Here is an 18,622-nt window from a genome sequence, read left to right on the forward strand (position 1 = left end):
AGTGAAAGTTTTAAATGATTTATTAGATTATGAAGGAATTAAAATTAACCAACGAACTGATATGTTTAATTTTTCATTGGATACAGTGTTATTGGCTCGTTTTGCAACATTAAATACAAGAATAAAAAATATTTTAGATATTGGTACTAATAACGCAACAATTCCGTTAATTTTATCAACTTTAACTTCAGCAATAATTACTGGAATTGAATTGCAAAAAGAAGCCGTGCAATTAGCAGAAGAAAATATTTTATTAAATCATAAAACTGAGCAAATTAAAATTATCCATGATGATATTAATGAGTATGTTAAAACTAATGCTAATTTTAAATATGATTTAATTATATGTAATCCGCCTTTTTTTAAAGTTGATGGAGCAAAATTAAATGAAAAAAATAAATTATTAATTCCAGCACGTCATGAAACAAATGTTACATTAGAAGAGATTATTTTTGCTGCTAAGAAATTAGTTGCAAATCGTGGTTATTTTGCGATTATTCATCGTACAACAAGATTATTAGAAATTACTTCATTGTTAATTAAATATGGTTTTAATATTAAGCGACTACAATTTATTCATCCTTTTTTAGAAAGTGAAGCAAATAATGTTTTAATTGAAGCTCGATTTCAAAGTGGTGAAGGTCTTATTATTGAAAAACCAATTATTGTTCATAATAAGAATTATCATTATACAGAAGAGGTTTTAAAATTATTTCGAAAATAGGTGATTAAAATGGAAACTAAACTTTTAAAACAGAATACAAAATATGTTATTGGTGTGTCTGGTGGTCCGGATAGTATGTTTTTACTTGATAATATTTATAATTCAGAATTAGATATTAATAATTTTATTGTGTGCTTGGTAAATTATCAGAAGCGAAAAGATAGTGACTATGATGAAGAAATTGTTGTTGAATATTGTCAAAAACGAAATATTAAAATATGTGTAAAAAAAGTAACCGCAAGTGACTATGAACAATATCAGGTTAATTCCCATAATTTTCAAGCAGTTGCTCGTGAGTTACGATATGATTTTTTTTTACAAATTAGTGAAAAATATCATTGCCAGGGAGTTTTAATTGCCCATAATTTAACTGATCATATTGAAACATATATTTTGCAAAAGCAACGAAATGGAATTGTTGAATATTATGGTCTAAATAAAACTAGTTATTATTATTCTCAATTGTTGGACAAAAAACTAAAAATATTTCGAATTATGTTAAAAATATCAAGAGAAGAAATTATTGAATATTTATTTCATAAGCAAATTAATTATGCGATTGATTCAACTAATATTTTAGCAATTTATAATCGAAATATTATTCGTAATGAAATTCAGCATATTAATTTACAAGATATGTTATTAGAAATTGAACAAAGAAATAAAGAAAATGAACAATTAAAATTAATTGCAAAAAATTATTTGATTGAAAATTTTGGACAAATTAATGTTACTAGTTTTAATGCTCTTAATAATATTCAGTTGCAAAAAATTATTATTTTTAATTATTTTAAAACTAATAAAGTTGTTCATTTAATTAGTAATAAAAAAAGAAAGTTTTTAGATGAAATAATTAAGGAATTAAGAAGTTTAAAACCAAATATTATTCTTAAAATTAATTCAAGATATTCTTTAATTAAATCATATGATAATGTTGACATTGTTAATAACGAGCTTTTAGAATTAACAACAATTCAAATTACACCAACAACTGTGTTACCAATAAGATGAAAAGAAAATATTATTAATTGGGGAACTAAAAATAAGTACGATTTTAAAATAACAGCAGCACAATGACCAATCATAATTACTAATGATTTATCTTTGTTAAGAAATGTAATGGTTAATAAGGTACGTTTAAATCGTTGATTTATTAAAAATAAAGTACCACTTTTAGCACGAAAAAGTTATTTTGTGTTAGATAAAAATAATAATTTTATTTATGGAAACAATTTAGTTGATTTAAAAATTAATAAATTTATTAATAATACTTTAGCGGAAAAATACATTTTTTTTTTTTTTATGATAAAATAGTCTAGAATTGGGTCATTTTTTTAAATGACCGAAAAAGATTAACTTTAAAAGTCTTAATAGAGGGGAAATAGTTATGAATAAAAAAAGAATGTGATTTGCAATTATAAGTTCGTTAATTTTTATTGGTTTGATTATTTTAACAATTGTATTATGAACAAAATCAGATATTACAAAAATTAGCGAAGGAGATATGCAAAAAATTGGTAATACTCAAAAGTATAACGAAAAAAATATTGATGAAATTACTATTAAGGCTAATGTTGGTAAAAATACTGTAGTTATGGAAGGAATCATTAGATATTCTGAAGATGGTGATATCAAAACTGTTCGTTATAGTTCGGAATGAAACCGTGAAGGGTTTAGAGTTTATACTTATAAGGATGGAATAGTAACTAATACATGAGATGAAAATTTCAAAAATAAATTAAAAGGTGGTTTTGTTTCACTTGACCGTGAATTTGTTCCAATGTGACAAGCAATGTTAATACAATTAGTACCATGATTATTAATAATGGGAATTGCTGTCTTTATGATTGTTCGATTATCAAAAATGTCTGGTGGAATGTCGGGGGCTAATCCCTTTTCAATGGGGAAAAATAAAGCACGTCAAATTCAATCAACTGTTAAATTTTCTGATGTCGCAGGAATCAATGAGGAAAAAACAGAGTTAGTTGAGTTAGTTGATTATTTAAAAAATCCACAGAAATATTCAAGTATGGGTGCTCGTGCTCCAAAAGGAGTCCTAATGGAAGGACCACCAGGGACAGGAAAAACTTTATTAGCAAAAGCTGTTGCTGGAGAAGCCGGTGTACCATTCTTCTCAATTTCAGGTTCTGAATTTGAAGAAATGTTTGTTGGAGTTGGTGCTTCAAGAATTCGTGAAATGTTTATTGCTGCTAAAAAAGCGGCACCATGTATCATTTTTATTGATGAAATTGATGCTGTTGGTCGAAAAAGAACTGTTTCAATTGGAAGTGGTGCTAATGAACAAACATTGAACCAATTATTAGTTGAAATGGATGGTTTTGGAACTAATACGGGAGTTATTGTTATGGCAGCAACAAACCGAGTTGATGTATTAGACTCTGCTTTATTAAGACCAGGACGTTTTGACCGTCAAATTCAAATTTCATTACCAGATATTAATGAACGAGAAGCAATTTTAAAATTACATGCCCGAAATAAAGCAGTTTCAACAGAAGTTGATTTTAGACGAATCGCAGAAAGAACGCCAGGATTTTCTGGAGCCCAATTAGAGAATGTTTTAAATGAAGCAGCAATTTTATGTGTTCGTAAGAATTTAAAAATTATTACTGTTAATATTATTGATGAAGCGATTGATCGTGTTGTTGGTGGACCAGCAAAAGAATCACGCAAATATTCAGTAATGGATAAAGATATTGTTTCTTATCATGAAGCGGGTCATGCTTTAATTGGTTTACGTTTAGAGTCAGCGAGCAAAGTTCAAAAAGTTACTATTATTCCGCGAGGACAAGCAGGGGGTTATACAATTATGACTCCAAAAGAAGAAACAATGTTTCATAGTAAAGAAAACTTATATGCGACAATTACTGGTTATTTAGGTGGCCGTGCATCAGAAGAAATTATTTTTGGAAAAACAAAAATAACAACAGGAGCACATGATGATTTAGAAAAAGCAACTAATATTGCTCGTCATATGGTTACTGAATATGGAATGAGTTCTTTAGGATTAGTACAATTTGAATCACCAAAAGATGAATATACTGGAACAAGAAAACGCTATTCAGAGGATATTGCAGCTAAAATTGATACTGAAGTTCGCAAAATTTTAGATGATTGTTATGTAACAGCAAAAGCATTAATTGCTGAAAATCTTAGTTTATTAGATTTAATTGCTGAAAGTTTAAAAATATTAGAAACAATTACCGCAGAACAAATTGAATATATTGATAAATATCATAAATTACCTGATGAAGTGATTCGTGAAAAAGAACGTGCAGCAAAGCATAAAGAAAAAAAAGCAAAAGGTGAAATTTTAGAAGTTAAACCAAAAGAACGAAAAAAAGATCACCCAGAAGATGAAAAAAATAATGATCCAAATAAGAAGTAGACTAATTAAGTCTACTTTTTGTTTTACTTTTAACGATGATTATACTATAATTTCAAAGGAAAGAAATTTATAAAGGAGTTTAAAGGAATGGATAAAGTAACGAAAGCAATTAGTAATGTTCATAATGTTAAAATGACAGTTGTTGATGCAACTAAATCATTAAATGATATTATTAAATTACATGCGACTAATCCGCTTGCAACAATTGTGTTATCAAGAGTTGTTTTAGCTACTATTTTAATTGGTAGTGATATGAAAAATGCAACTGATAAAATGACAAGTATTATTAATGGAAATGGTCCAATTGGAACTATTATGGCAGAATATAGCGGTCATAAAGTACGGGGTTTTTGTGCTAATCCACAATTTGATGTTGACCAAATTAATCGTAAACATAATGTTATTTCACAAGTAGTTGGTACAAATGGTTATTTACGAGTGATGAAAGATTTAGGAATGAAAGAAAGTTTCTCAGGTCAAATTGAGTTAATTTCTGGTGAAATCAATTTAGATTTTACTTATTATTTAGCACAAAGTGAACAAATTAAATCAGTTATTGCATGTTCAATTAAAATGAATGAAGATAATACAATTGCAAAAGCAGTTGGTTTTTTCGCTCAATTGTTACCAGAACATAAAGAGGAAGATATTGACTATTTAGAAGAAAAAATTGAAAATTTAGAAAATATTAGTCATAAATTAATTGCTGAAGATAACTTAATTAATATTTTTAAACTCATTGATCAAAATGCTAAAGTGTTAGAAGCTGATGAAGTTAAATTTGAATGTAGTTGCTCATATGAAAAGGCTTTAGAATCAACAAAATTATTAGGCGATGAGCAGCTTAATGAAATTTTAACAAATAATGGTGAAATTGAAATTGCATGTGATTTTTGTCGCAAAAAATATCATATTAGAGCGAGTGATTTAAAAAGTTTACTTAAAGAATAAACACAAGATATCTTAAATAAGTTGATAAAATTATAATAATTTTGTTATGATATTATTATGATAAAAAATAATTGTAAAATGTGTTTTAATATTCAAAGGGGAGGCACAACACAAGATGGCTGAAATTAAAGATGTACCTAATACAGACCAAACAAAACCACATGGGAAAGAAGCTAAAGCAAAAAAACCAAATGACAAGGAAGCAAAAGAAAAAGTTGATTATACTGCCGTTAAAGAATTTAAACAAAAGTTAAAAGAACAAAAGAAACAAACTAAGTTATATTCAAAACGAATTTTAAAAGGGGAAATTATCTCGACAACAAACAGTAAAGCAGATACAAGTAAATATGTAATTGAATTAGTTAATGCTAAAAAATCGTATATTACCGGGGAAGTTGAAACACCAGTTTTAAAAGGAATTGATTTAAAGTTAGAAAAAGGAGACTTTATTGTTATTTTAGGTCCTTCTGGATCAGGAAAAACAACGTTACTAAACATTATTTCAGGTTTAGATAAAGTTTCAAGTGGGGATGTTTTTGTTATTGGTTATAACTTATCGTTATTAAAAGATGTTGATTTAACAAAATTTAGACGAGATAATGTTGGCTTTATCTTCCAACAATATAATTTATTAACTAATTTAACTGCTAAAGAAAATGCTGAAGTTGGGGAAAATTTAAGTAAAAATAAAAATAAAGATATGACAATTAAGGACATTTTTGAAACAATTGGAATGGAAGAACAAATGAATAAATATCCTCACCAAATGTCAGGGGGACAGCAACAACGGGTTTCAATTGCTAGAGCATTAGCAAAAAATCCAGACATCTTATTTGGTGATGAACCAACAGGAGCTTTAGATGAAGAAATGGGTCGAAAAGTACTTGAAATTTTAGTTGATGTTAATAAGAAATATAAAACAACGGTTATTATTGTTACGCATAACCCAAATATTGCCGATATTGCTAATACAGTTATTCATGTTCGTAATGGATTAATTGACCAAATCAAGAAAAATGCACATCCAAAGAAACCAAGTGAAATTGATTGATCTTAATCTGTAAAACACATATTAGTGTTTTACATTTTTTTATTAAGATTAAAAATATTTTTAAAAATAATAAAATAATTTTAGAATACTTTAATGAATTATTAAAATTTGTTACAATTAAATAGAAGTTAGTATTCAACTATTTACTTACAAGTAACAATTTATTAAGGAATATTTTTTGTAAGGAGGAAATTGAAATGCCAGATTGTGATTTTTCTTGCCATGCATGCCAATGCCAATGCTCATGTGCAGGTATAAACAGTGAACACAAATGTTTTGAATGTGATTGTAACTCACCGCATGGTCGAAAATAATATTTTGTTTCTCGTTCTCGAGAAACTTTTTATTTTTCAAAATATATTATATTTATTATAAAAAAGAGGAATTAAACTTAAAAATAGTTTTTTTATTGGATTTATTGTTATTTTTGATTAAGATTTATCTAATGACTGTTAATTAAAGAAAGAATTAGAAAAATGAGAATTGGAAATATTGAAATCAAAGGGCAAGTTTTTTAGCACCAATGGCGGGAATTACGAATGAAGCATTCCGAATTATTTGCCATGAATTAGGAGCAGGATTAGTTTATGCTGAAATGGTTAGTGATAAAGCAATTTTGCAAAAAATTAACGAACTTTACAAATAATTAAAGTAAATAAATTAGAACATCCAATTTCAATGCAAATTTTTGGAACAGATATTGAAACCTTTGTTGCAGCGGAAAAATATGTTGACCAACATAGTGATTGTGATATTATTGATATTAATATGGGTTATTCTGCACCAAAAATTGCAATTAAGTCACAAGCGGGGTCATATTTATTAAAACATCCCCAACGCGTTTATGAAGTTGTTAAAGCAGTTGTTGAAAATGTTACTAAACCGGTAACTGTTAAAATTCGAATTGGTTGAGATGAAGAAAATATTAATTGTGTTGAAATTGCAAAATATTGTGAGCAAGCAGGTGCACAAGCAATTGCAGTTCACGTTCGAACACGAAATCAATTTTATTCTGGAAAAGCTGATTGAAATTGAATTAGGAAAGTAAAAGAAAATGTTGCAATTCCAGTAATTGGGAATGGTGATGTTTTTACTTGCGAAGATGCAGAACGAATGTTAAAAGAGACTGGTTATGATGCAATTATGTTAGCACGAGGAGCACAAGGTAATCCATGAGTATTTAAACAAATTCAACATTTTTTAGATACTGGTGAAAAAATTGAGCAATCACCATTAGATGAATGACAGAATATTATTTTCCGTCATGCAGAATTATTATTAAATTTAAAGGGAGAACGAATTTCAGCTAGTGAAATGTGGAAAAATTTAGCATTTTATTTTAAAGGAAAACCAGAAGCTACTAGTTATAAAATTTGGGCAACGCAAATAAATACAATATTTGAGTTAAAAACGCTTGTTAATGAATATATTGCCTATTATAATAGTAATATTAGTGTTGCTAAATAGTAAAAAGGAGAATTAAAATGGAGAAACGTAATTTTACAGAGCAAGAGCAAATTAGACGTGATAAGTTAAAAAAGTTGGTTAATGATGGACATAATCCTTTTATAATTGCCAAGTTTGACCGAACACATACGAGTAAAGTACTTAATGAACAATTTAATCATTTATCAAAAGAGATATTAGCCACAAGTAGTGATAATATGACAGTTAAAATTGCGGGTCGAATTAAAACATTTCGAGAAGTAGGAAAAGCTAGTTTTGCAACAGTACAAGATCAAAATGGAATTTTTCAAATTTATGTTCGAAATGATGAAGTTGGTGATGAAAAATATCAAGAATTTATTAATTTTGATTTGGGAGATATTATTGGGGTTACTGGAATAATGATGAAAACAAACACTGGAGAGTTAACAGTGCGAGTTAAAGAATTTGTTTTATTAGCAAAAGCATTACGTGCATTGCCTGATAAATATCGTGGAATGACTGATATTGAAGAAAAATATCGTCGTCGTTATGTTGATTTAATTACATCAACAGAAACAAAAGATATTTTTATTAAGCGTAGTAAGATTATTGCTTTAATGCGAGATTTTTTTAATAGTAAAGGATATTTAGAAGTTGAGACACCTGTTTTACAGCCTATTCATGGTGGCGCAGCGGCAAAACCATTTGTAACTCATCATAATACATTAGATATGGATTTTTATTTACGAGTAGCAACAGAATTACCCCTAAAACGGTTAATTGTTGGTGGTTTTGAAGGAGTTTACGAAATGGGGCGATTATTTAGAAATGAAGGAATGGACACACGCCATAATCCAGAGTTTACAACAGTTGAAATTTATGTTGCATATCAAGATATGAATTTTATGATGCAATTAACAGAGGATACTATTTGCTACATTGCGAAAAACATTTTAAATAAAAATGAAACAGAATATGATGGAGTAATGATTTCATTTCAACAGCCATGAAAACGTTGACATATGGTTGATGCAATTAAAGAGTTAGTAGGAATTGATTTTTGAAAACCAATGACTTTTGCTGAAGCAAAGAAAATTTCAAAAGAAAAAAAAGTACCAATTGAAAAATTTCATACTTCTGTTGGACATATTATTAATTTATTTTTTGAAGAATTTGTGGAAGATAAATTAATTCAACCAACATTTATTTATGGTCATCCTGTTGAAGTTTCTCCCTTGGCAAAAACAAATGCAGAAGACCCAAGATTTACTGATCGATTTGAATTATTTATTAAAGGGCGCGAATATGCAAATGCTTATTCAGAATTAAATAATCCAGTTGAACAATATGATCGTTTTGTTAGTCAATTAGCAGAACGGGATAATGGGAATGATGAAGCACAAGAATTAGATATTGATTTTATTGAAGCATTGGAATATGGAATGCCACCAACAGGTGGATTAGGAATTGGAATTGATCGCTTAGTTATGTTATTAACAGGGCAAGATTCGATTAAAGATGTATTATTATTCCCCCACATGCGGTCAAGAGGAAAATAGGTGATTGTATGGAATTTGGTATTGAAATTGGTTATACTTCAATTTTAACATTACGTGAAACAGTAGAAGCAATTAGTCTAATTAAACGTGAATTAGTTCGTCGTTTTATTATTCAATTTAATTTATTAAAAGTTGATGCACCTTTAATTACTACAGAAGAAAAAGGACTTAACGATGATTTTCAAATGACAGAACGACCAATTGATTTTGATATTTTACCAACTAATTTAACTGGTGAAATATTTCAGTCACATAATAAATGACGACGAAATGCAATTAAACAATATGAATTGTTAGAAAACGAAGGAATTTTAACAACAGCAATGGTTTTACGTCGTGACATTAAGCAATCAAATAGCCAAGCAGTAAGTTTTAGCGAAATTGGATTTGATTTATTATTGGAAGAAAAAGACATTACATTATTAAAAATTAAAGAAACAATTGATAAAGCAACGAATATTATTAGTGATGTAGAAGATATTTTATTATTAAAATTTCCGCAATTAAATAAAAAATTTAAGAAAAAATTAAATTGAACAAGTCAAATTGAATTGCAAAAAGCAATGCGATTATTAAGTTATCAGGAACGCTTGAATCGATATACAAGAGAAAATGGTGCTACAATTTTATATGGTTTAAAAAATAGTATTACTAATAATACAATTGAAATTAGTGAATCGCAAGATGTTTTTAATTGGGAACTCTATGCGAAAATTTTTGTTTATGATTTTGTGTTAGAAAAAGCTATTTGTATTGGTTATTGTGCTGCTACTGTTAATCGTGATGTTTTAAAAAACCAATTGGCAGTAACAAAAGAAACAAGTAAATTAAGAACAGAATATGATGCAAAAGTAGCAACAAATGACTTGCCAGTTACACTTTCGTTTGGACTTTTTAAGTCACAATTAGATTTATTCTTGTTAGAAAAACAACATATTGGTGAAGTTATTGCTTCGGTTTGAAGTGATGATTTTTTAGAATATGCTAAGAAAAATGGAATTGAAATTTTATAAATGAAAAATTATACGGTAATTATTGTTGCAGCGGGAAAGTCATCACGTTTTAATCAAAAGGATAATAAGTTGTTATATCAACTTAATAATAAACAAACTATTATTGAGCAAACATTAATGTTATTTTTAAACGATCCACTTTGTACTGAAATTATTGTTGGTGTTAGCGAAGAAACTTTAACTTTTTTATTGAAAAAAAATTATCAAGCAAAGAATGTGCAATTTATTATGGGCGGAGCAGAACGAGTTGATACAATTTATCAATGTTTAATTAATCATAAAATTAGTAATGATATTATAATGATTCATGATGGTGTCCGTTGTTTTACGAGCTTAACTTTTATTAATCAATTAAATCAAGTTTTTCAGTCACAAAATTATGAAGTGTTAGTTCCAATTTTGCCAATTACAGAAACCCTTAAAAAGGTTAAAAATAATTTTGTTGAAAAAACATTACCACGAGAAGAATATTTTACAACTCAAACTCCACAAATTTTTAAGGCAGAATTATTATATCAAGTTTATGAAGCATATTTCCAGACAAAAAATAAAACAATAATTTATGATGATAGTTATTTAGTAGAGTTGTTTTCACCAAAAACAAAAATTCATACAATTTATGGTGAAAAACAAAACATTAAATTAACTTATGCTGATGATTTAAAATTATTAAAATTAATAAAATAAATCTTACAATTGAAGGAAATATAAGGTATAATGATTGGCGAGTTAATAATGCTTGAATTATAATTATTAGCTCCTTGTCTGAATAGGACCTAGACCAAAAGGAGGAAAATAAAATGCGTAAATATGAAATTATGTATATATTAAACCCCGAAGCAACTAATTTAGATGAATTAGAAAGTAAATTACACCAAATTTTAGAAGCTAATGGGGGAAAAATAGAAGAACACGGTAAATGAGGAATTAAGGACTTAGTATATCCAATTAAAAAGAAAACAAAAGGATATTATGGAGTATTAATTGTTAATACAACATCAGTAAATATTGATGAATTTGTTCGAATTAGTCATATTGAACAAGATGTATTACGAATTCTAGTAATTAATACAGAAAAAGAAAAAGGATATATTCAATCAACTGTTTATGCAAAAACAGAAGTTAAGAATGATAAACCAGACCGTGATCGTAAACCAGGGAATAGAAAACCTGATTATAAACGTCATGAACAACGTTCAGAAGGTGAAGAAACAAAACCAGAAAATGCACCAACTGAAACAAAAGAATAAGAAAAATTAGGAGCGTGCAAGAGTTATGTTAAATCGAGTTTCATTAGTAGGGAGACTAACCCGTGATTTAGAATTAAAAAATTCTGTTAATAGTAAACCATTTGTTGCTTTCACATTAGCAGTAAATAATAATTTTAATAACCAAGCTTCGTTTATTCCATGTTTTGCTTGGAATAAAACGGCAGAAAATATGGCCCGTTATTTAAAAAAAGGATCATTAATTGCATTAGATGGACGTTTGCAAACGAGAACCGATAATGTTAATGGTCAAGTTACAACAATTGTTCAAGTAATTGCTGATATAGTTTCTTTTTTAGATTCAAAAGGGACTGGTGCTAACATTGGTATTCCATCAATGCCAATTGCTAATGATTTTAATAACACAACTTTTGAACAATCAGAACCACAAGATGATAATAATATTACTTTTGATGGCGATGATGCAATTTTATGAGACTAAAAAGAAAGGAAAGTAAAAATGAATCCAAAATTTAAACGTTTTAAAAAACAATGTTATTTTACAAAAAATAAAATAACATACATTGATTATAAAGATGTTGAATTATTAAAAAAATTTATTTCTGGTAATGGTCAAATTTTACCAAAACGAGTGACAGGAACAACTGCTAAAAACCAAAGAATGTTAGCAACAGCAATTAAAAGAGCTCGTCAAATGGCTTTATTACCATTTGTTATTGATTAAAAAAATACTTACTTTTGTGAGTATTTTTTCTTTTTTCGTGTAGAATTAATATGATATATATAGGCACTAAAAAAAGTTAAGGGATGACACTATGAAACAAAGTCCAAGATTTATTAATGTTTTCAGAACAGAGGCAAAAGAAAAAATAGCAAAAAATCGACTACAAATAATTAAGTATATGCTAATTTGCTTTGCCCCTTTTTGTATGGTTTTATTTGTTGCTGGGCTTTTTGAAATCCATTAACAAAAATTGGCAATATCCCGATGGCAATTGTTGATAATGATAGACCACCTTGTATTGCCTATGTTGTTCAGAACATTAGCAGTTTGTCAAGAAAAAGCCCAAGAATGATTTGAAAATAATAAAAAATTGATAAATCTCTTTATAAACTGCAATATCGTTATGATAGTATGGTGAATTTATCTGTTACAAATAATAAGTTTTATAATGCTAATACAAAAGCATTAGAATTAGAACAAAACGGTATGACTATTAAATTAAACTATTTGCATGGTAATGAAACTATACTTTTAAACCAGTTGACAAATATTGAGCTCAATTACAAGTTAATAGTGGTTTTACAGAGAATATTTTTAAATTAATGCGTGCAATTGGTAATCATAGCCCAAGAGAAGTTATTAAAAGTTTAGAATATTTAATGGAAAATATTCATCAGTTTTGATCAACATATAAACAAAATTTTTTAGCTGGACAAGTGTTATATACTTTTACTCAAATTAAAACTGCTTTGGTTTATTCTGCCTTTCCAGAAACATTAGGCACTCCAATGTTTTAAGCTTTTGTGCAATGAGATGAATCAACGAATACATATTATTTAACTGGCCGTGATTTTAGCAATTATTTAGAAAAAATTTTATTAATTATTGGTCCTAATACTCCCATTGGAAAAATAATCTTAGACTATGTTGAGAAAAATCATTCACAATATTATGAAATTATTAAAAAAACATTAGAATGAATTGAAAGCGAAGGAAAACAATTTATTTATGGTTTTGTTCGGGAGATTTTTCCTAATTTGTATGAACATGTAACTTGACCAAGATATAGTGCAAAAGCTCAGCAAGTAATTCGTGATTGAGCAAATTTAAATTCATCAATTTTTCAAATTCCAGTTCATATTCAAGGTTATCAATATGGTGAATATGGAATTGGCTTAGGTGAATTATTTATGTTAATTGGTATTTGAGTTGGTGCTTTAACACAAAAATTTGTGTATGACCGTACTTGTAGAACAAAACGAGCCCGTTGATATCAGCACTATTTTTCAAAATTATTATTAATGTTAATTACAACAGTACTTCAAATCACAATTCTTGCGCTTTCATTAGCGGCATTAGGTTATAGTTGTTGGGGAATTAGTTTTGGTTTATTGTATGTTTGATTATTATTTTGTAGTATTATTTTTACTATCATTGAACATGCAATATGATTTGCTACTGCTGATGGGGGTGTTGGAAAATATTTAATTGTTATTTATTTAATTTTAAATTTAACAGCAGGTTGAGGGACTTTCCCAGCCTTTATGCAAGCAACGTTCTTCCATTTTATTTCATTTATTACACCGTTTAAATATGCAATTCATGGAATGGGTAATATTATTTATGGAATTGGAACAGGTGAAGGTTCTTTAGCACAATATCAAACTGAAAGCTTTACAAACTGTTTTATTAGAAAAAAATATTCCAATTCAGAGAAATATTAATCAAACTTTAAGAAAATTATCAGATCAAGAAGTTGAAGGAATAAAAAAACAGATTTTAATTGATCAACAAAATATTTTTGAAAAGCAGCAACTTAAAAAGATTGACAAAATGCAAACAAAATTTGAAGCAACAAAAGATCCAAAATATTTATATCAAATTAAAAAAATTAAAGCAAAAACCTTTACTGTTGAAATAGAAGAAACACATGGAGATAGTATTATGTAAAGATAATTAAGGAGAACAGTTATGGATACCAAAAAAAATTACCAACTTTTAAAGAAATTTTTAAAAAAGAATGGCATCAACAAACAGCTAAAGATAAAACTCGCATTATAAAATTTATTGCAATTTGTATTGTGCCATTTTTGTATGGTTTCTTTTGTGTTTGGGCTTTTTGAAATCCATTTCTTAAAACTGACCAAATTCCAATGGCAATTGTTAATCGTGATGCTAATTTATGTGTGATTTATAAACCTAAAAATGATAAGGATCAATCAATTGCTAATGCAACAGAAGTTCGTTATTTAACAACAAAAGATGAGGCGACTTGTTTAGCAACGTTAAATAAAATGAGATTGCCCGCTATACAAGTATTAGTGATAATGGGATTGTGGGACCACATTATTATTATGATAAGAAAAATAATAATGTTCAAATTAACATTAGTAGTATTACTTTAAAATTAAATTATTTGAAAAATGAAGCAACTGATTTTAATTCGATTGATAAATATTGAGTACAATTACAAATTCCAGAACATTATTCAAGTTATTTAATTAGTATTTTACGCAACATTGGTAGCGGTGTTTTAGATGCTGATCAGTTTTTGACAGATATTACTTGAATAATAAATAATCCAATTAACCTTTGGGCTACTTATAAACAAAATTTTTTAATTGGTTATTTTGCAACAACATTTACAAATTTGCGAGAAAGTTTTGTTCGCGAAGCAGTTCCGCAATTAATTTTACCGATGCTTTATACAATTTTAGCTAACCCGGATGGTTCAGTTGATCGTTCTGTTTATCAAGAATATATTCAAAAAATTAATACAAAAAATTTAATAGATGAAACAAATAAATTAGTAACAGAAGGGAAAATAACTACAGAACAAGGAAAAATTATTAATTTCTTATTAAAGGTTTATGGAATTGTAAAGGGAAAAATGCTTTCATTTATTTGTGGTGCAGAAAATGTTGTTAGCAAAGAAAAATATTTTGCGAATAGTGATGAGTTAGGGAAACATTTAAAAGATATTGGTAGCATAATTGATATTCCATATAATGTGCAAGGTCATGAATATAAACAGCATGGAATTGGTTTGGGTGAATTATTTATGTTAATTGGTATTTGAGTTGGTGCTTTAACACAAAAATTTGTGTATGACCGTAAAGGAAGAACTAAAAATACTTTGTTTTATCAACACTATTTTAGTAAATTGTTATTAATGTTATTAACATCTTGGATTCAAGTGACATTAATGATGCTTTCCTTATTAATCTTAGGGGTTCGGTCAAATTGGGCCAGTTTATGTTTGACTATGGTTATGACTCTTATTTTTAGGCTCAATTTTCAATATTATTATTTGTTCAATTTGATTAGCAGTTCCTGATGAAATGTTGACGTGTTTTATTGCTGTTGTTTATTTAATTATTAATTTATCAGCAGGTTGAGGGACTTTCCCTTCCTTTATGCAAGGAAAATTCTTTGATATTTTATCCTATATAACACCATTCCGTTATGGATTACATAATATTGGTACAATAATATATGGTTTATCATCTCCAACAATTGTAGGAATTAGTGAATATCAAACTGAAATTATTAAAAATATGGTAATTTTATTTATTTGAGTTATTATTTTTGCTATACTAGGATTAGTAGGAACCTATTATCGTTTTTTAAAAATAAAATATGGAACATTCAAGATAAAAGTAATTTATCAAGCAATGAATAAAATTGATAGTATTAAAGATTATAAAAAAAATACTAGTACATTAAATTACTTGACAAAAGAAGAACAAACTTTAATAAAAAAAGAGGTTTTTGCACAATTAGCAACAAAACAACAGAAGAAGAAAATAAAAAAACAACATAAATAATTAATTTTATTTTTAAAATATTAAATATTGTATTTTTTCTTATTGATGATAGTTTTAAATGTATTATTAAACTATCAATTTCTTCTAAGAAAGGATATTCCAAATGTATTTCAATTTATTATTTAGTTCAGACAATAATAATCCATTGCATGATTTTTTATCAATTTCAACTTGACAATCACTTGTTAGCATCCTTATTTTCTTTGGAATAATGGTTTTATTATGATTTTGAATTAAAAAAACAAAAATGCGATTTATTTTTCGCGTTTTATTAGGATTAGCAATTGGTTTAATTTTTGGAATTACTATTCAAGCAATTAATGGTTTCCCATATAATACAACTGAACCATCAGGATCAATGATTAATCCAGTGATTCCAGATCCAAATGATTCGGGAAAAACTATTCCAAATAATATTTATGTTTTATGGGTACATGAGTTTTCAATTTGAGTTAATTTATTTAGAATGACTTTCTTAAATGCAATTTTATTGATGACTGCTCCTGTTGTATTTTTAGCAATTGCAAGAGCTGTTTCAAAACCAGGAAAAGATGTATCTTCGCGAAGAGGAACTATTATTACAATTACTATTTTATTATTAAATGTTGCAGCAATGTTTATTATTTCATTATTTATTGGGATTGCATTTAATATTGGTAATGGCTTTACAATTTCAGGAAGCGGAAGTTATGATAAGGATGCATCAAATCCATTGCCAGAAATTATTTGGAATTATGTGCCTTCTAATTTTGTCCAGCCATTTCTTTTAGAAACAATTCTTCCTGTAATGGTAATTGCTGGTTTAATTGGGTTAGCTGTTAAGAAATTAACTAAGCGACATCCAGAAGATATGCAAAATATTCGTGATGGTTTTGACCGTTGATGAACAATTATTATGTCATGTTTAATGTTTATTATTAAATTAATGCCATATTCTGTAATGTCAATGATTACTTATGCTATTATTTCGCGACCAATTGGATACTTAGCACAGATTGGAATTGTTGTTGGAATTGGGTACTTATGTTTAATAATTACTTTAATTTGGCATTCATTGTTATTAACATTGTCAGGAGTAAATCCATTTAAATGATGGAAGTTTGCTATCAAGCCGGTAATTCAAGGGTTTACAACTCAATCTTCTAATGCAACATTACCCTTAACAATGAAAGTTTTAAAAGATGATATGAAAGTAAAAGAAAATCTTGTCGGGATATCCGCTCCTTTAACCACGACGATGGGTTTAACTGGTTGTGCAGGTGTACAAGCAGGGATTATTGTTTCTTTTATTTCAACAGCTGGTTTATATGACTTAACTGTTGCTAATTTCTTTATTGTTTTATTGGTAGTAGTTGTAGCTTCGTTAGGAATTGCTGGTGTGCCAGGAACAGCTAGTGTTGTTACTGCTTGTGTTTTAGAAGGAATTGGTTTAGTAACTTTATATGTGCCAGTTTATGCAATTATTGGGGCCCTAGATGGCATATTTGATATGGGACGAACAAGCGTCAATATTGTTGGTGGGCTACAAGCAACAACAATTGCGGCTCGGTTAACTAATTCATTAGAAAATGAAGACTTAATTCTTTTTAAATGATCAAGATTGCGAAGAAAACGAAATCGGGAAAAAAGAAAAAAACAAGAATAAAGGCGGAGTCTTTTATTTTTATTTTAGTAATCTAAGGTTATAATATTATTATAGAAGAACGTTAGTTGAAAAATATGAAAGTAATAGTAATAGGTGGTTCAACAGCTGGAATGACAGCAGCAAGTAAATTAAAACGGATGTTAAAAAATGATGTTGAAATTATTGCTTACCAAAAGTTTCAATGCCCATCATTAGGAGCTTGTGGAATCCCTTATTATGTTGGAAAACATTTTGACAATGCTGAAAGAATGATTGAACGAACTGTTGAAGAATTTCAAAATAATGGGACTCTTGTTAAAACTAGTTGCGAAGTAACACGCGTTGATTTTAAAACAAAAAATATTTATGGAATTAACTATAATACAAACCAAGAATTTATTGATAATTATGACAAATTAATTATTAGTGTTGGAGCAACACCACGTCGTCTAAATTTAGCAGGAGAAAATGCTACAAATGTTTTTACAGGAACAACATTGAAGCAGCAGTTGAATTATGTTCGCGTTTAAAAAAAGTAAAAAATGTTACTATTATTGGTGGAGGATTTATTGGACTAGAATTTTGTGAAAGTTTTGGCTTGGCAAGAAAAAGAATTACATTAATTGAAGCTGATAAATGAATTTCACGAAAGTTACTTGATGAAGATATGGCACAATTATTAGTCAATGATTTAGAAAAAAATGAATTAAAGTTAAAACAAATACCAAAGTAACGGAGTTTGTTGTTGAAAATAATAAGGTAACAAAAATTAAATTATCACCACAAGAACAAATTGTAGCAGATTTAGTATTAGTTGCAATTGGATTTGTGCCGGCAACTAAGTTTTTGAAAACAACAGATTTAAAAATGAATCTGGAGCAATTTTAAGGTAGTAAGAAAAAAGTTGAGGTTTTATAAAAAATATAAATAAAGTAATTAAATACAAATTAAAGTAATCGCTTATCAGAGCGATTTTTTTAATTGCATTATTCATCAGATAGTACCTTTAAAATTAAAAATTAACCTATTTTCTCCATTAATTAGTTAATTTTTATAATTTCCTTTCTATGATTTATTATATTTTTT

Annotated in this window: 18 protein-coding genes and 2 pseudogenes; all 20 read left to right on the plus strand. The window is 27.8% G+C overall.

Annotated elements, in window-relative coordinates; translation table 4 throughout:
- The first annotated feature begins 1 nt into the window (after position 1).
- Complete coding sequence (locus SCITRI_RS00060) at positions 2-724, plus strand: tRNA1(Val) (adenine(37)-N6)-methyltransferase (protein WP_071890264.1); 723 nt, start codon at positions 2-4, stop codon at positions 722-724.
- A gap of 9 nt (positions 725-733) precedes the next feature.
- A complete protein-coding gene (tilS, locus tag SCITRI_RS00065) occupies positions 734-2,038 on the plus strand; it encodes a tRNA lysidine(34) synthetase TilS (RefSeq protein WP_071938038.1) in 1,305 nt (434 codons plus the stop codon).
- 73 nt (positions 2,039-2,111) lie between these two features.
- Entirely contained in the window at positions 2,112-4,130 is a 2,019-nt protein-coding gene (gene ftsH / locus SCITRI_RS00070) for an ATP-dependent zinc metalloprotease FtsH (RefSeq protein ID WP_071890266.1), read from the plus strand.
- Positions 4,131-4,217: 87 nt separating this feature from the next.
- On the plus strand, positions 4,218-5,081 hold the full coding sequence (locus SCITRI_RS00075) for an Hsp33 family molecular chaperone HslO (RefSeq protein ID WP_071890271.1): 864 nt from the start codon (positions 4,218-4,220) through the stop codon (positions 5,079-5,081).
- A 115-nt stretch (positions 5,082-5,196) separates the two neighbouring features.
- Positions 5,197-6,138 (plus strand): ABC transporter ATP-binding protein, encoded by a 942-nt coding sequence (locus SCITRI_RS00080; protein WP_071890274.1) that lies wholly within the window; start codon positions 5,197-5,199, stop codon positions 6,136-6,138.
- Positions 6,139-6,608: 470 nt separating this feature from the next.
- Positions 6,609-7,599: pseudogene (dusB, locus tag SCITRI_RS00085) on the plus strand (tRNA dihydrouridine synthase DusB).
- Between the two features lie 17 nt (positions 7,600-7,616).
- The gene (gene lysS / locus SCITRI_RS00090) at positions 7,617-9,119 is read left to right on the plus strand and encodes a lysine--tRNA ligase (protein ID WP_071890279.1); all 1,503 of its coding nucleotides are present in this window, start codon (positions 7,617-7,619) and stop codon (positions 9,117-9,119) included.
- An 8-nt stretch (positions 9,120-9,127) separates the two neighbouring features.
- The gene (locus SCITRI_RS00095) at positions 9,128-10,132 is read left to right on the plus strand and encodes a class-II aminoacyl-tRNA synthetase family protein (protein ID WP_071890284.1); all 1,005 of its coding nucleotides are present in this window, start codon (positions 9,128-9,130) and stop codon (positions 10,130-10,132) included.
- Positions 10,133-10,819 (plus strand): IspD/TarI family cytidylyltransferase, encoded by a 687-nt coding sequence (locus tag SCITRI_RS00100; protein ID WP_004028039.1) that lies wholly within the window; start codon positions 10,133-10,135, stop codon positions 10,817-10,819. It abuts the gene before it with no gap.
- A gap of 113 nt (positions 10,820-10,932) precedes the next feature.
- The gene (gene rpsF, locus SCITRI_RS00105) at positions 10,933-11,382 is read left to right on the plus strand and encodes a 30S ribosomal protein S6 (RefSeq protein WP_071890290.1); all 450 of its coding nucleotides are present in this window, start codon (positions 10,933-10,935) and stop codon (positions 11,380-11,382) included.
- Between the two features lie 25 nt (positions 11,383-11,407).
- Entirely contained in the window at positions 11,408-11,842 is a 435-nt protein-coding gene (locus SCITRI_RS00110; RefSeq protein WP_071890293.1) for a single-stranded DNA-binding protein, read from the plus strand.
- A gap of 18 nt (positions 11,843-11,860) precedes the next feature.
- A complete protein-coding gene (gene rpsR, locus SCITRI_RS00115; RefSeq protein ID WP_004028042.1) occupies positions 11,861-12,085 on the plus strand; it encodes a 30S ribosomal protein S18 in 225 nt (74 codons plus the stop codon).
- A gap of 91 nt (positions 12,086-12,176) precedes the next feature.
- Positions 12,177-12,329, plus strand: a complete 153-nt coding sequence (locus SCITRI_RS10870) for a hypothetical protein (protein ID WP_237237978.1) — start codon at positions 12,177-12,179, stop codon at positions 12,327-12,329.
- Positions 12,330-12,687: 358 nt separating this feature from the next.
- A complete protein-coding gene (locus SCITRI_RS10875; RefSeq protein ID WP_237237979.1) occupies positions 12,688-12,882 on the plus strand; it encodes a hypothetical protein in 195 nt (64 codons plus the stop codon).
- Between the two features lie 6 nt (positions 12,883-12,888).
- Complete coding sequence (locus tag SCITRI_RS10880) at positions 12,889-13,809, plus strand: ABC-2 transporter permease (RefSeq protein WP_237237980.1); 921 nt, start codon at positions 12,889-12,891, stop codon at positions 13,807-13,809.
- 357 nt (positions 13,810-14,166) lie between these two features.
- Positions 14,167-14,490 (plus strand): hypothetical protein, encoded by a 324-nt coding sequence (locus SCITRI_RS10885; protein ID WP_237237981.1) that lies wholly within the window; start codon positions 14,167-14,169, stop codon positions 14,488-14,490.
- The gene (locus SCITRI_RS10890) at positions 14,421-15,467 is read left to right on the plus strand and encodes a hypothetical protein (protein ID WP_237237982.1); all 1,047 of its coding nucleotides are present in this window, start codon (positions 14,421-14,423) and stop codon (positions 15,465-15,467) included. The genes SCITRI_RS10885 and SCITRI_RS10890 overlap by 70 nt, the downstream gene beginning before the upstream one ends.
- 34 nt (positions 15,468-15,501) lie before the next feature.
- Positions 15,502-15,912, plus strand: a complete 411-nt coding sequence (locus SCITRI_RS10895) for a hypothetical protein (RefSeq protein ID WP_237237983.1) — start codon at positions 15,502-15,504, stop codon at positions 15,910-15,912.
- A gap of 103 nt (positions 15,913-16,015) precedes the next feature.
- Complete coding sequence (locus SCITRI_RS00130) at positions 16,016-17,557, plus strand: dicarboxylate/amino acid:cation symporter (RefSeq protein ID WP_071890296.1); 1,542 nt, start codon at positions 16,016-16,018, stop codon at positions 17,555-17,557.
- Between the two features lie 110 nt (positions 17,558-17,667).
- Positions 17,668-18,424: pseudogene (locus tag SCITRI_RS00135) on the plus strand (FAD-dependent oxidoreductase).
- The last annotated feature ends 198 nt before the right edge of the window (positions 18,425-18,622 follow it).

Source organism: Spiroplasma citri (assembly GCF_001886855.1).
GTDB classification, from domain to species: Bacteria; Bacillota_I; Bacilli_A; order Mycoplasmatales; family Mycoplasmataceae; genus Spiroplasma; species Spiroplasma citri.